The organism is Micromonospora sp. CA-248212 (assembly GCF_050948405.1).
GTDB lineage: Bacteria > Actinomycetota > Actinomycetes > Mycobacteriales > Micromonosporaceae > Micromonospora.
Genome location: NZ_CP192023.1, coordinates 1,677,623 through 1,690,679, shown reverse-complemented (window position 1 = coordinate 1,690,679; position 13,057 = coordinate 1,677,623). Strand labels below are relative to the sequence as shown.

13 protein-coding genes and 1 pseudogene are annotated in these 13,057 nt (G+C 73.5%); 8 read left to right on the top strand and 6 right to left on the bottom strand.

The features are described from left to right. Positions 1-92: 92 nt before the first annotated feature. The 5 genes and pseudogenes from ACQP03_RS08455 to rimP all read right to left on the bottom strand — a co-directional run bounded on the left by ACQP03_RS08455 (position 93) and on the right by rimP (position 5,680). Complete coding sequence (locus ACQP03_RS08455; RefSeq protein ID WP_357175144.1) at positions 93-389, bottom strand: DUF503 domain-containing protein; 297 nt, start codon at positions 387-389, stop codon at positions 93-95. A 90-nt stretch (positions 390-479) separates the two neighbouring features. Next, positions 480-3,496, bottom strand: a pseudogene (infB, locus tag ACQP03_RS08450) (translation initiation factor IF-2). Positions 3,497-3,589: 93 nt separating this feature from the next. Then, entirely contained in the window at positions 3,590-3,922 is a 333-nt protein-coding gene (locus ACQP03_RS08445) for a YlxR family protein (protein ID WP_357122413.1), read from the bottom strand. Between the two features lie 16 nt (positions 3,923-3,938). Continuing rightward, a complete protein-coding gene (gene nusA, locus ACQP03_RS08440; RefSeq protein ID WP_357122410.1) occupies positions 3,939-4,982 on the bottom strand; it encodes a transcription termination factor NusA in 1,044 nt (347 codons plus the stop codon). Then, positions 4,979-5,680 (bottom strand): ribosome maturation factor RimP, encoded by a 702-nt coding sequence (gene rimP, locus ACQP03_RS08435; protein ID WP_357393699.1) that lies wholly within the window; start codon positions 5,678-5,680, stop codon positions 4,979-4,981. The genes nusA and rimP overlap by 4 nt, the downstream gene beginning before the upstream one ends. 153 nt (positions 5,681-5,833) lie before the next feature. On the opposite strand from rimP, the gene ACQP03_RS08430 reads away from it, so the two are divergent. The 8 genes from ACQP03_RS08430 to ACQP03_RS08395 all read left to right on the top strand — a co-directional run bounded on the left by ACQP03_RS08430 (position 5,834) and on the right by ACQP03_RS08395 (position 12,294). Continuing rightward, positions 5,834-6,361 carry a hypothetical protein gene (locus tag ACQP03_RS08430; protein WP_357123341.1) on the top strand — a complete coding sequence of 176 codons (528 nt, stop codon included), beginning with the start codon at positions 5,834-5,836 and terminating at the stop codon, positions 6,359-6,361. Continuing rightward, a complete protein-coding gene (locus tag ACQP03_RS08425; protein WP_355051637.1) occupies positions 6,358-6,795 on the top strand; it encodes a ferritin-like domain-containing protein in 438 nt (145 codons plus the stop codon). Before ACQP03_RS08430 ends, ACQP03_RS08425 begins: the two co-directional genes overlap by 4 nt. A gap of 52 nt (positions 6,796-6,847) precedes the next feature. After that, a complete protein-coding gene (locus tag ACQP03_RS08420) occupies positions 6,848-7,450 on the top strand; it encodes a PadR family transcriptional regulator (protein ID WP_357122401.1) in 603 nt (200 codons plus the stop codon). After that, the gene (locus ACQP03_RS08415) at positions 7,447-8,181 is read left to right on the top strand and encodes an ABC transporter ATP-binding protein (protein ID WP_396833351.1); all 735 of its coding nucleotides are present in this window, start codon (positions 7,447-7,449) and stop codon (positions 8,179-8,181) included. Before ACQP03_RS08420 ends, ACQP03_RS08415 begins: the two co-directional genes overlap by 4 nt. Positions 8,182-8,198: 17 nt before the next feature. Next, positions 8,199-9,602 (top strand): FtsX-like permease family protein, encoded by a 1,404-nt coding sequence (locus ACQP03_RS08410; RefSeq protein ID WP_433460774.1) that lies wholly within the window; start codon positions 8,199-8,201, stop codon positions 9,600-9,602. After that, positions 9,536-10,972, top strand: coding sequence for a hypothetical protein (locus tag ACQP03_RS08405; protein WP_433460773.1), 1,437 nt, complete (start codon positions 9,536-9,538; stop codon positions 10,970-10,972). The genes ACQP03_RS08410 and ACQP03_RS08405 overlap by 67 nt, the downstream gene beginning before the upstream one ends. 74 nt (positions 10,973-11,046) lie before the next feature. Then, positions 11,047-11,547: a nitroreductase/quinone reductase family protein gene (locus tag ACQP03_RS08400; RefSeq protein ID WP_357122395.1), complete on the top strand. Its 501-nt coding sequence runs from the start codon at positions 11,047-11,049 to the stop codon at positions 11,545-11,547. Between the two features lie 36 nt (positions 11,548-11,583). Continuing rightward, positions 11,584-12,294 carry a nucleotidyltransferase domain-containing protein gene (locus ACQP03_RS08395; protein WP_357122392.1) on the top strand — a complete coding sequence of 237 codons (711 nt, stop codon included), beginning with the start codon at positions 11,584-11,586 and terminating at the stop codon, positions 12,292-12,294. Between the two features lie 7 nt (positions 12,295-12,301). Here ACQP03_RS08395 and ACQP03_RS08390 read toward each other — a convergent pair whose 3' ends face one another. Continuing rightward, positions 12,302-13,015 carry a VIT1/CCC1 transporter family protein gene (locus ACQP03_RS08390; RefSeq protein ID WP_357122389.1) on the bottom strand — a complete coding sequence of 238 codons (714 nt, stop codon included), beginning with the start codon at positions 13,013-13,015 and terminating at the stop codon, positions 12,302-12,304. Positions 13,016-13,057 lie beyond the last annotated feature (42 nt).

The following is a 13,057-nucleotide window of genomic DNA, read 5'->3' as shown; positions in this document are numbered from 1 at the left end:
CGGCGGCCCTGGAGGCCGCCGGCCGACCGGCCAACATCTCGAACACTACCTTCGCGGCGGCGCCGGTCGCCGGGCACCGCCGGCCCCGTGGGTCAGTCGTCGTCCACGCCGTACAGCCGGCGTCGAACCGACAGCAGTTCGACCTCGGGACGGGCGGCCATCAGGCGCTCGCAGGAGTCGAGCACCTCGCGGACGTGCGCCGCCTCGGCGGCGACCACGGCCACCGCAATCTGGGCTCGACCGTGTAGGTCGAGCGCTCCCACCTCGGCGGCCGACACCTCGAAGCGGCGCAGGGCCGCCACGATCGGCCGTACATATGATCTCTTGGCTTTGAGCGACCGGGAGTCGCCCGGCAGCAGCAGGTCGAAGACCGCGGTTCCGGTGAACATCGCCCCGGACGATACCGCCACCCCACCCCGCATGATCAAGGGGTTTACGCCGGCCGGCGTAAACCCCTTGATCAGCGTGTCACTGCCGGATCAGGCGCGAACCTTCTCCCGCATCTCGAAGGTCTCGATGACGTCGCCGACCTGGACGTTGTTGTAACCACCCAGGGTCAGACCACACTCGAAGCCCTCGCGGACCTCGGTGGCGTCGTCCTTGAACCGCTTGAGCGAGGTGATCGTGAGGTTGTCCGCCACGACCGTCCCGTCCCGAAGCAGCCGAGCCTTCGCGTTGCGCCGGATGATGCCCGACCGGACGATGCAACCGGAGATGTTGCCGATCTTGGACGAGCGGAACACGTCGCGGATCTCCGCGGTGCCCAGCTCGGCCTCCTCGTACTCCGGCTTGAGCAGGCCCTTGAGCGCCGCCTCGATCTCCTCGATGGCCTGGTAGATGACGGTGTAGTACCGGATCTCCACGCCCTCGCGGTCGGCCATCTCGCGGACCTTGTTCGAGGCCCGCACGTTGAAGCCGATGATCGTGACCGGCTCGGACGACGCGCTGGCGAGCATGACGTTGCTCTCCGTGATCGCGCCGACGCCCCGGTCGAGGACCTTGAGCTGGACCTCCTCGGGGATGTCGAGGTTGAACAGCGCGTCCTCGAGGGCCTCCACCGAACCGGAGACATCGCCCTTGAGGATGAGGTTGAGCGAGGTCTTCTCGCCCTCCTTGAGCTGCTCCATGAGCGTCTCAAGAGTGGCCCGGCCACGGGAGTTGGCGAAGGACGCCGCCCGCCGCCGTGCCTGGCGCTGCTCGGCGATCTGCCGCACCGTACGGTCGTCCGCCGCGGCGAGGAACGTGTCACCCGCGCCGGGCGGCGCGGTCAGACCCAGCACCATGACCGGACGCGCCGGACCAGCCTCGGAGAGCTGGTTGCCGTTCTCGTCGAGCATGGCCCGGACCCGGCCGTGCGCCCCACCGGCGACGATCGAGTCGCCCGCCCGCAGGGTGCCCTTCTGCACCAGCACCGTCGCCACCGCACCGCGGCCCTTGTCCAGGTGCGCCTCGATGGCCACACCCTGTGCCGGCCCGTCGATCGGAGCGGTCAGCTCCAGCGACGCGTCGGCGGTGAGCAGGACGGCCTCGAGGAGTTCCTCGATGCCGATGCCCGGCTTCGCGGCCACGTTGACGAACATGGTGTCGCCGCCGTACTCCTCGGCGACCAGGCCGTACTCGGTCAGCTGCTGGCGGACCTTGTCCGGGTTGGCGTCCGGCTTGTCGACCTTGTTGACCGCGACCACGATCGGCACGTCGGCCGCCTTGGCGTGGTTCAACGCCTCGATGGTCTGCGGCATCACGCCGTCGTCGGCCGCGACGACCAGGATCACGATGTCCGTGACCTGGGCACCACGGGCACGCATGGCGGTGAACGCCTCGTGACCCGGGGTGTCGATGAACGTGACCGCCCGGTCCTCGCCCTCGTGCGGGACGTGGACCTGGTACGCACCGATGTGCTGGGTGATGCCACCCGCCTCACCGGCCACCACGTTCGCCTTACGGATGGCGTCGAGCAGCTTGGTCTTACCGTGGTCGACGTGACCCATGACGGTCACCACCGGCGCACGGCTGACCAGACGCTCCTCGGCCACCTCCGCGTCGAGGTCGATGTTGAACTGCGCGAGCAGCTCGCGGTCCTCGTCCTCCGGGCTGACGATCTGGATGTCGAAGCCCAGGTGCTCACCCAGCAGGTGCAGGGTGTCGTCAGAACAGGACTGGGTCGCGGTGACCATCTCGCCCAGGTTGAACATCTCCTGGACCAGCGAACCCGGGTTGGCGTTGATCTTGTCGGCGAAGTCCGACAGCGAGGCGCCACGGGAGAGCCGGACGACCTGACCCTGACCCCGGGGAGCACCCGAGCTCATGGTCGGAGCCGACAGGTTGTCGAACTCCTGTCTGCGCTGCTTCTTGGACTTGCGACCGCGCGTCGGCCGACCACCCGGACGCCCGAAGGCACCCGCGGCGCCGCCGCCACGGCCACGACCGCCCGCACCCGGACGACCGCCGCCACCGGCCGGACCACCCGGACGGAAACCGCCACCGGGAGCACCGCCACCGCCGCCGGGACCGCCACGGTAGCCACCGCCACCGCCGGCACCCGCACCGCCACCGGGGCCGCCGCGGTAACCACCGCCGCCACCACCGCCACCGCCGGGACCGCCACGGAACCCGCCGCCACCGCCACCGGGACGGCCCGCGCCGCCACCGGGGCGACCCGCGCCACCGGGGCCGGGACGACCGGCGGCCGGACGCTGACTCGGCATGGACGCCGGGCTGGGCCGCGGCGGCATGGAGTTCGGGCTCGGCCGCGGCGGCATACCCGCCGGGCTGTTCGGCCGGGGGCCACCCGCGCCGGCGGCCGGGGCCGCTGCTGCTGCTGGCCACCCTGGATGCCGAACGGGTTGTTACCGGCGCCACGCGCCGGCGGACGACCGCCGGGGCGGGCACCCGGACCCGGAGCCGGCGTGTTCGGACGAGCTGCCGGTGAACCGGGACGGGGCGGCATCGCCGCAGGACCCGGCCGAGGACCGGGCCGGTTGCCGTCGGCCGGGGGCTCCCGGCGGACGGGGTTGTCACGCTGCTGCTGGCGGGCGGCCTGCGCGGCCTTGACCGCGGCCTCCTGCTCAGCCTTCAGCGCGGCGGCGCGCGCCTCCGCGGCCGCCACCTCGATGTCGTGGGCACTCGCCGGCTTGGCGACCGGGGCCGCCGACTGCGGCGCACCGGGCACCGGACCCTTGGGCTTCGGACCGGGTACCGGCGCAGCCGGCCGCCGCGGCGGCATCGGCTTGGCCGAGACCCGGGGCGCGCCCGGGGTCGGTGACGGCGTCGGGGTCGGGTTGGAAGCCGGCGTCGACACGGGCGCCGACGGGGCGGCCGGAGCCGGGGACCCGGCGGACGCGACGAACGCGTTACGCAGTCGCCGGGCGACGGGCGCCTCGACGGTGCTGGACGCGGACTTCACGAACTCGCCCATTTCCTTCAACTTGGCGAGAACGGTCTTACTCTCGACCCCGAGCTCTTTTGCAAGCTCGTGTACGCGGGCCTTGCCTGCCACTGCACTCCTCACTCCGAGGTCGTGCGGGCAGCACCCGCAGCGACCTCACTCGTGCACTTGAAGCCTGGTCATTTCAGGGACTTCATCGTGTGCTCATGTCGGTCGTCCTACCCTGCTAGCGACCCTCGCCCGGTCGGGCTGACCGGACGTAGTGGTTGGCGCATCGACGTGCTCTGCCAGCACACCGTGGTCGAGGACCTCGGTGATGCGCAGCGCTCGCCCGAAGGCGCGGCGCCGCACCGCCAGCGCGAAGCAGGCCGGATCCGGGTGCATGTTCGCTCCCCGACCCGGCAGCCTGCGGCGCGGATCAGGCCGGAGGCTGTGACCAGCCTCGTCTCTGATCGCGACGACCCGCAGCAATTCGCTGGCCGGCGCACGTTGCCGGCAGCCCACACAGGTGCGCTCCGGCTGAGTGCGTCGTACCACTGGAAGAAGTCTACCCCTAGCTGCCCGAGATCGCGCCGCCCGGCTCCCGCACCTGATCCACGGCCCCGCGCGCGGCCGGAGCCGGCTGCTCCGCATCGGACCGAATATCGATCCGCCAACCGGTCAAGCGGGCAGCAAGGCGGGCATTCTGCCCCTCGCGACCGATGGCGAGCGAAAGCTGGAAGTCAGGAACGGTCACCCGGGCGGCCCGGCCAGCCAGGTCCACGACCTCGACCCGTAGCGCCTTGGCCGGCGACAACGCGTTTCCGACGAAGGTGGCCGGGTCATCCGACCAGTCGATGATGTCGATCTTTTCGCCGTGCAGCTCGCTCATCACGGCGCGCACCCGCTGACCCATCGGACCGATGCAGGCGCCCTTGGCGTTCACGCCGGGGGTGGTGGAGCGGACAGCGATCTTCGTACGGTGACCTGCCTCACGCGCGATCGCGCCGATCTCGACGGTGCCGTCGGCGATCTCCGGCACCTCCAGCGCGAACAGCTTCTTGACCAACGCCGGGTGGGAGCGGGACAGGGTGATCTGCGGCCCGCGCATGCCCTTGGCCACGTGCACCACCACGCACCGGACGCGCTCACCGTGCGCGTACCGCTCGCCGGGCACCTGCTCGGACTGCGGCAGGACGCCCTCCAGCTTGCCCAGGTCGACGCTGACGATGCCCTTCTCGGTACGCGTCTCGTGCGCCTGCACCACGCCGGTGACCAGGTCACCCTCGCGACCCACGTACTCGCCGAAGTGCACCTCGTCGGTGGCCTCCCGCAGGCGCTGAAGGATCACCTGCTTGGCGGTCATGGCGGCGATCCGGCCGAAGTCGTGCGGGGTGTCGTCCCACTCCCGCACCAGCGAGCCGTCCTCGTCCATCTCCTGCGCGTACACCAGGGCCGCGCCGGACTTACGGTCGATCTCCACCCGGGCGTGCGGCTCAGCGCCGTCAGTGTGCCGGTAGGCGGTCAGCAACGCGGTCTCGATCGCCGCGAGAATCGTGTCGAACGGGATCTCCCGCTCGCGCTCGAGTGCGCGCAGCGCCGCGAGGTCGATGTTCACCTCTCCTCGTCCTCCACATCATCATCGTCGTCGTCGATGTCTTCTGCATCGTCGTACTCGTCGGTCTCGTCCGCGTCGTCGAACTCGTCCGGCTCACCCAGCTCGGCGAGGCGGGTGAACTCGACCTGCACCCGGCCCGGGCCCAGCTGGGCGTATGCCCACTGGACCTCGCCGCCGTCGGTCTCCAGCCGTACGCCCTCGTCGTCGGCCCCGAGCACCCGGCCGGTCACCTGACGGTCCCCCGAGGGCTGCTCGCCGCGTTGGCCGGGCAGCGCCGCGGCGCCCCGGACGGTGACCTTGACCAGTCGGCTTACGTTGCGTCGCCAGTGCCGGGGCAGGGTGAGCGGCCGGTCCACGCCGGGCGAGCTGACCTCGAGCTGGTACTCCCCGGCGACGATGTCGCCGTCGGCCTCCTCGGCCGCGTCCAGCGCCTTCGAGACCGCGCGGGAGACGTCCGCGACGGCGTCCAGGTCGATCCCGCCGTCCGCGTCCACGATCACCCGCACCACGTGCCGGCGTCCGGCTCGGGAGACCGACAGGTCCTCCAGGTCGTAGCCCACGCCGTTGACCACCGGCTCGATCACGGTCCGCAACCGGGTACGGCGGGCCGCGAGATCACCGCCGCCGCGTGGAGCGCGGGGGCCCGCGCCGTCGCGGGGTCGACCCGTCGACCTGGTGGTACGGCCACGCTGCGTCATGTACGCACCCTTTCCCTGGTCGATCGGGACGTCGTCCCGCCATGCCGGCACGCCACCGGAGCGGACGCGCCGGTGGCTGCGCAGAGCGTAACGCGCCTGCCGGGCGACGGGCCGGGCGGCGCACCGACGCCGGTGACGCCCGGACCCGACCCGATGGTGTTGACTTGCCCGGTGGGGATCGGCAGAACGACTCAGCGCGACGAAGTATTCGGGCAATCTCGGCGAAAGCTCCTCCGGGCCGGCGCTCTCCTGGCACTCGGCGGCGCGGTGGCGCCGCTGACAGGCTGTGATCTTTTCGACCGTGACGACGAGCCGACGCCACCGCCGGACCCGCTGCGGTCGATGGTGGACGAGTCACTGAGCCTCGCCACGGCGTACCGGGCGAGCGCCGCCGCCCACCCGGACCTGGCCGACCGCCTCAATCCCATCGCCGAGACGCACACCGCGCACGCCACCGAACTCGCCCGGGTCGTCGGCATCACCCTGCCGTCCGCGCCCGCCGTCGACCCGAGCGCCACCGCGGCCACCGAGCCGGCGGGCGCGCTCGCCGACCTTCGCGCGCGGGAGAAGGCCGCCCAGCAGTCCGCCACCGCCGCCTGCGCCGCCGCGCCCGCCGCACGGGCCGCGCTGCTCGGATCGATCGCCGCGGCGCGGGCCACCCACCAGGAGGCACTGAAGTGAAGCAGCCCACCGCCGAGGAGGCCCTCGCCGCCGCGCTCACCGCCGAGTACGCGGCCATCTACGCGTACGGGCGGATCGGGGTCCGACTCACCGGCGCGGTCCGCGACGCCGCCCACCAGGCGGAGGCCGCGCACCGACGCCGACGCGACGCGGTGGTGGTGCAGTTGAGCGCCGCCGGGGGCACCGTTCCACCAGGCCGGGCCGGCTACGCGCTGCCGTTCCCGGTCACCAACCGGGCGAGCGCCCTCCGGCTGGCCATCGAGGTGGAGGAGCGCACCGCGGCGCACTGGCGTGCCGCGTTGGCGTCCACCACCGGCGCCGACCGGGACCAGGCGCTGGCCGCCCTCGTCGAGTACGCCGTGCGGGCCACCAAGTGGCGCAAGGCCGCCGGGGTGGCCCCACCGACTGTCGCATTTCCCGGCCGCCCGAGCTGAACCGATCCGCCCCGGTTGCGGAGCCCATACCAGGTATGCATACTCCGTTGCCATGTCCATCCGTCACGGGCTGCTCGCCCTCCTCGAACGCGGCCAGATGTACGGCTACCAGCTGCGCGCCGCTTTCGAGGAGTCGACCGGCTCGACCTGGCCGCTGAACATCGGGCAGGTCTACACCACGCTGGCCCGGCTGGAACGGGACGGCCTGGTGCGCCCGCTGCCGGAGAGCGAGGCCGGCCAGCGCCCGTACGAGATCACCGACGCCGGCCGGGCCGACCTCACCCTGTGGTTCGCCACGCCGATCAGCCGTACCGACCGGCCGCGCGACGAGCTGGCGATCAAACTGGCCCTGGCACTCACCACGCCCGGCGTGGACGTCCGCTCGGTGGTGCAGGCCCAGCGCAGCGCGACGATGCGCGCGTTGCAGGAGTTGACCCGGTTGAAGTACGGCAGCGACCGGCCGGAGGACCTGCCGTGGCGGCTGGTCCTGGACTCGATGGTGTTCCAGGCCGAAGCCGAGGTGCGCTGGCTGGACCACTGCGAGAGCAGTCTGGTGCGGCACCGGCCGGGTGGACCGCCGCCGCACCCGCCCCGACCGGGCGCTGGTGACGCGTCCGACGCCGCACGGTGGGCCGATGAGGAGGCGCGACGGTGAGCGGATCGGGCGACGCGGTGCTTGACCTGCGCGCCGTCCACCGCACCCACGGGGTCGGCCCGGCGGCGGTGCACGCGCTGCGCGGTGTCAGCCTCGTCGTTCGGCCGGGCGAGCTGGTCGCCGTGATGGGTCCGTCCGGTTCCGGGAAGTCGACGCTGCTGGCCCTCGCCGGCGGCCTCGACCGCCCGACCCGTGGCGACGTCCGGGTGGAGGGGCAGCCGCTCGGCGCGCTGGACCGCCGCGGGCTGGCGCAGCTACGCCGACGCCGCATCGGCTACATCTTCCAGCACCTCAACCTGCTCGGCAGCCTGAGCGCGCTGGAGAACGTCGCGCTCCCGCTGGAACTCGACGGCGTCGGCGGCCGGCGGGCCAGGGCGGCCGCCCTGGCCGCGCTGACCGAGGTGGGCCTGCCCGCGCTGGGTGACCGCTTCCCCGATCAACTCTCCGGCGGCCAGCAGCAGCGGGTGGCCATCGCCCGCGCGCTGGTCGGCGAGCGCCGGCTGGTGCTCGCCGACGAACCCACCGGGGCGCTCGACTCGCAGACCGGTGAGGCGGTGCTGCACCTGTTGCGCCGCCGGGTCGACGCGGGCGCGGCCGGCATCCTGGTCACCCACGAGGCGCGGCACGCCGGCTGGGCCGACCGGGTGGTGTTCCTGCGCGACGGCGTGCTGGTCGACACGACCGCGCCGCTGGGCAGCGTCGAGCAACTCCTCTCCGGTAGCGACCGTTGACCCTGCGCCGGACGCCGGTGACACGCGGCAGCGCCGACCCTCCGGTCGGGCCGCCGACACCGCTCGAACCCGGGCGGCGGCGACGGTTCGCCGAACTGACCGGCTCGTGGCGGGCGGCGCTGCGGATCGCTCGCCGGGAGTCGCGACGGGCGCGACGGCGTACCGCCCTGGTGCTGGCGATGATCGCGCTTCCGGTGCTGGTGCTGGCCTTTCTGGCGGCGAGCTACGACATGGCCGAGCTGACACCGCAGGAGCAGCTCGACCGCCGGCTCGGCGTCGCCGACGCGGAGCTGCGGTGGTTCGCCGACACCCCGGTCGTTCAGGACGAGTGGGGCGACACCTGGTATCCCCGTGACGACGGCCAATCGGCGATGAGTCGTCCGACCACGGCCGACGAGGTGACCGCGTTGCTCGGCCCCGGCAGCCGGGTCACCGAGATACGTGCCGGCAGCCCGGTGACGGTGCGGGGCCCGCGCGGCGACGAGACCCTCCAGGCCTGGATTCTCGACCTCACCGACCCGCTGGCCCGCGGTCTGGTGCGGTTCCGCTCGGGGCGGGCGCCGCAGCAACCCGGAGAGGTCGCGCTGAGTCCGACGGCGCTGCGCCGGCTGGACGGACGCCTCGGCGAGGCGGTGCCCACCGCCGACCGGACCCGGACGTACACGGTGGTCGGTGTGGTCGAGTTCCCCGACGACCTCGGCCCGGTGATCGCGCTGCACCCGGCGGCCGTCGGCCGGGCCGATGCGCAGCCGGACAGCAGGTGGCTGATCGACGTGCCCGGCACCGTCGACGCGGCGATGGTCGCCCGGCTCAACGAACGCGGAGTGGTGGTGGCGCGCCGCCACGTGCCGGATTCGATGACGTCTTCCCGGAGCTTCATCGGGTACGTCGGGCCCGCCAACACCAGCGACCTGAGCACGATGGTGCTGATCGCCGGGCTGGGATTGCTGGAGGTGGTGCTGCTGGTCGGGCCGGCGTTCGCCGTCGGGGTCCGCCGTCGACGCCGTGACCTGGCCCTGGTCGCGGTGGCCGGCGGTGACGCGGCCCACCTACGCCGGGTCGTGCTCGCCGACGGGGTGGTGCTGGGGGTGCTGGGCGCCGTGGCCGGGCTGCTGCTCGGCGTCGGCGCGGCGTTCGCCGGACGTCCCGTCATGGAGCAGTACGTGTTCGGCACCCGCTTCGGCGCGTACCGCTGCTGGCCGCTGGCCCTGGTCGTGCTCGGCGGGGTCGCGGTGCTGGCCGGAGTGCTGGCGGCGTTGGCGCCGGCCTGGACGGCGGCCCGGCAGGACGTGATGGCCGGGCTCGCCGGTCGACGGACCCCTCCCCGCCCCGGGCCCGGGCGCTCGTCAGCGGATTGGCGCTGGTCGTCGGCGGGGCGGCGCTCGCGGCGTTCGGGGCCAGTCGGACGTCCCCCGCGGTGATCCTGGCCGGTCTGATCCTCGGGGAGCTGGGCCTGGTCTGTTGCACACCCACCCTGATCGGCGGGCTCGCCCGGCTCGGTCGGCTGCTGCCGCCGGCGCCCCGGATCGCGCTGCGCGACGCGAGCCGTAACCGGGCCGCCGCAGCGCCGGCCATCTGCGCCGTGATGGCGGCGGTGGCCGGCAGCGTCGCGCTCGGCGGCTACCTGGCCAGCGACGCGGTCCGCGACGCCCGCACCTATCAGCCGCTGCTGCCCACCGGTCACGTCCTGGTCAACCGCAATGATCCGGCGCTGCGGCCGGAACCGTCGTTGGAGCAGGTCAGCACCGCCGCCCGGCACCACCTCGGCGCCAGCGCCGTCGCCCTGGTGCAGGGCACGGCCTGCCCGTCGGTGGGCGGCCCGGCCAGCTACTGCTCCGTCGTACCGGAACTCCCGGCGGATCATGCCTGCCCCTTTGAGCCCGGGGACAACCTGTCCGCGACCCAACGTCGGCAGGCGCTGGCCGACCCGCGCTGCCGGGACCGCGCGGCGGACTACTTCGGGAGCTACGTGCAGACGCTCGTGGACGACGGCAGCGCGCTGCCGCTCCTCACCGGCGCCGACCCGGCGGCGACCACCGCCGCGACCGCCGTGCTGCACGCCGGGGGCGTGGTGGTGACCGATCCGCGCTACCTGCACGACGGCCTGGTGACCGTGCAGGTGAACGAGGTACGGGCCGGCCGGGACGAGGTGACCACCACGCGATGGGACCTGCCCGGGTACGCCCTGACGCCGACACGCGGCCAGCCTCGCCTCCTGCTGTCCGCGACGGCAGCCCGGCAGCTCGCCCTGAAGCCGGTCTCGAACGGTTGGGTGATCAATACGTCGACGCCGCCCAGCCAACATCGCCAGGACCGGTTCACCGCCGACCTGCGGGGCTTCGGAACGTTCTCCCTCCAGGTGGAGCAGGGTGCCGCCCCCCGTGACGACTCGCCGCTGCTGCTGCTGCTCGCCGCCGCGGCCGGAGTGATCACGATGGGCGCGGCCGGGATCGCCACGGCGCTCGCCGCCGCCGAGGGCCGCGCCGAGCTGTCCACGCTCGCGGCGGTCGGCGCGGCCCCCGCCGTACGCCGGCTGCTGGCGATCTGTCAGGCCGGGGTGATCGCGGGACTCGGTTCGGCGCTCGGCATCGTGGCCGGTCTCGGCACCGCGGCGATCGTGCTGTTCTCGGCCAACCGGGAGTACGCGACGGCCTGGCCGGCGATGGAGCCGTACCCGTACCTGGTGCCGTGGCCGGCGCTGGGCGTCCTGGTGCTGGTGCCGGTGGTGGCGATGTTCGGCGCGGGCCTGTTCACCCGGGCCCGGCTGCCGATCGAACGTCGCCTCGACTGAGGCCTTGACCGCACCATCGGAAGCGGACCGTCCGGGGGTGCCGCCGGTGCCGGGCAACCGGCAGACTGATCCGCGTGTCAGCCCTCACCACCCTCACCCGCCGACTCGGCCACCACCGCTGGTTCGGGACCGCCGCCCGCTTGCTCGTACCCGCCGACCGGATCGTCGGCCGGCTCACCCGCGGACGGGTGGTCGCGCTCGGCTTACTGCCGTCCCTGGTGATCACCACGACCGGCCGCCGGTCCGGCAAACCGCGCAGCAACCCCCTGCTCTACGTGCCCGACGGCGACGCGTACGTGGTGATCGGTTCCAACTGGGGGCAGACCCACCAGCCCGGTTGGGCGATGAACCTGCTCGCCGACCCGGCCGCCGAGGTGGACGTGAAGGGCCGCCGGCTCCCGGTGCGGGCCGAGCCGGCGTCCGGGGCCGAGCGGGACCGTCTGTGGGACCTGCTCGTCGCCCAGTGGCCGGCGTACCGCACGTACGTCGAGCGGGCCGGGGGCCGTGAGATCCGCATCTTCCGGCTGGTGCCGACCGGGCGCGGCGGGCCGGCCAGCCCGCCGTCGGCTGGCTAGGCTGACGCCAGTCGCCCCAGGGGAGGTTGTGGACCCGTGAGCGCGCTCGGTGATGACCGACGGTGGTCGGTGGCGGAGCGGGTGGCCGAGGCGATCCAGCGACGTTTCCCGGCCGATGTGCTGGCGATCGCCGTCCACGGGCCCCTCGCGCACGGCGACGACGACGGTGGCGGGAACGGCGAGGTGGGGATGCTGGTGGTCACCTACCGGCCGGGGGGCGGGCCGCCGCCGGCGACCCGGCGGGTGGACGGCGTGCTGGTCGACCTGACCGTGGCCGCCGCCGACGACTACCTCGGACAGGCCCGGATGCTCTCTCCGTTGTGGCCGCTGACGGCCGACCGGTACGTCACCACCCGGTCGCTGTTCGACCCGACGGGCTGGCTGCGGACGTTGCGCGACGAGCACCTCGGCCGACTCGCCCGGGCCCGGCCGGCGGAGTTCAGCACGGCGGCGCGGCAGGCCTGGTACCGGGGCAGCGCCGCGCACGCGCGGGCGGCCCGACTGGCCGAGTGGTACGAGACCGACCAGGCGCTGCTGATGCTCGGTGAGGCGCGGTTGGCCGCGGCGACCGTGACCGGCCTGCTGGGCCGCACCTACTTCCGCGATCCGGGCGACGCGGTGCGGCGTACGGGTCTGGCCGGCGCGGACATGACCGAGGTCGGTGCGGTACTGACCCGGCAGGCCGAGGAGCTGGCGGCGCGCGGCCGCCCGGTCGACGGCACGATCGACGATCTGCTCGGCGGTTGACCGGGCGTCACAGCCCGCCCTGCACCCCGATCAGCGAACCGACCAGGTAGGTGGCCCCGGCCGCCGCGGCGCCCAGTACGAGTTGACGCAGGCCGCTGGTCCACCAGGGTCGGTTCGTGAACCGGGCCACCACCGCGCCGGCGGCGAACAGCCCGAGCCCGCCGACGGCGAGCGCCAGCCAGAGGTCGGTGGCGCCCAACAGGTACGGCAGCAGGGGGACCAGCGCCCCCAGCGAGAAGAACACGAAGGAGGAGATCGCCGCCGCCCACGGGCTCGGCTGATCGTCGGGGTCGACGCCCAACTCCTCGCGGACGTGTACCCGCAGCGCCTCCTCCGGGTCGCGCCGTACCGCCTCGGCGACCTGCATGGCGAGGTCGCGGGGCAGGCCCCGGGCCACCCAGGCGTCGGCCAGCTCGCGCGCCTCCGCCTCGGGGTGCCGTTCCAGCTCGCGCCGCTCCTTGGCGACCTCGGCGGCGACCTGTTCGTTGGCCGAGCGCACGCTGGTGTACTCGCCGAGCCCCATCGAGATCGCGCCGGCCACCAGGCCGGCGGTGCCGGTCAGCACGATGCTGTGCGGCGAGACGCCACCGCCGCCGACGCCGGCGATGAGGGCGATGTTGGTCACCAGGCCGTCCATCGCGCCGAAGACCGCCGGGCGCAGCCAGCCACCGGAGACGTCCGCGTGGTGCGCCTCGCGCAGGGCGGCGGGGGTCTCGGTCACGGCGTCCGCCCTTCGTTCGCGACTGCGGGACTCCGCTTCGCC

What these genes read in the sequence shown, in the direction of transcription:
- ACQP03_RS08455 (WP_357175144.1), bottom strand. Translation starts at nt 389, where the DNA reads ATGTTCACCGGAACCGCGGTCTTCGACCTGCTGCTGCCGGGCGACTCC.
- rimP (WP_357393699.1), bottom strand. Translation starts at nt 5,680, where the DNA reads ATGACGCAGCGTGGCCGTACCACCAGGTCGACGGGTCGACCCCGCGAC.
- ACQP03_RS08430 (WP_357123341.1), top strand. Translation starts at nt 5,834, where the DNA reads ATGGTGTTGACTTGCCCGGTGGGGATCGGCAGAACGACTCAGCGCGAC.
- ACQP03_RS08420 (WP_357122401.1), top strand. Translation starts at nt 6,848, where the DNA reads ATGTCCATCCGTCACGGGCTGCTCGCCCTCCTCGAACGCGGCCAGATG.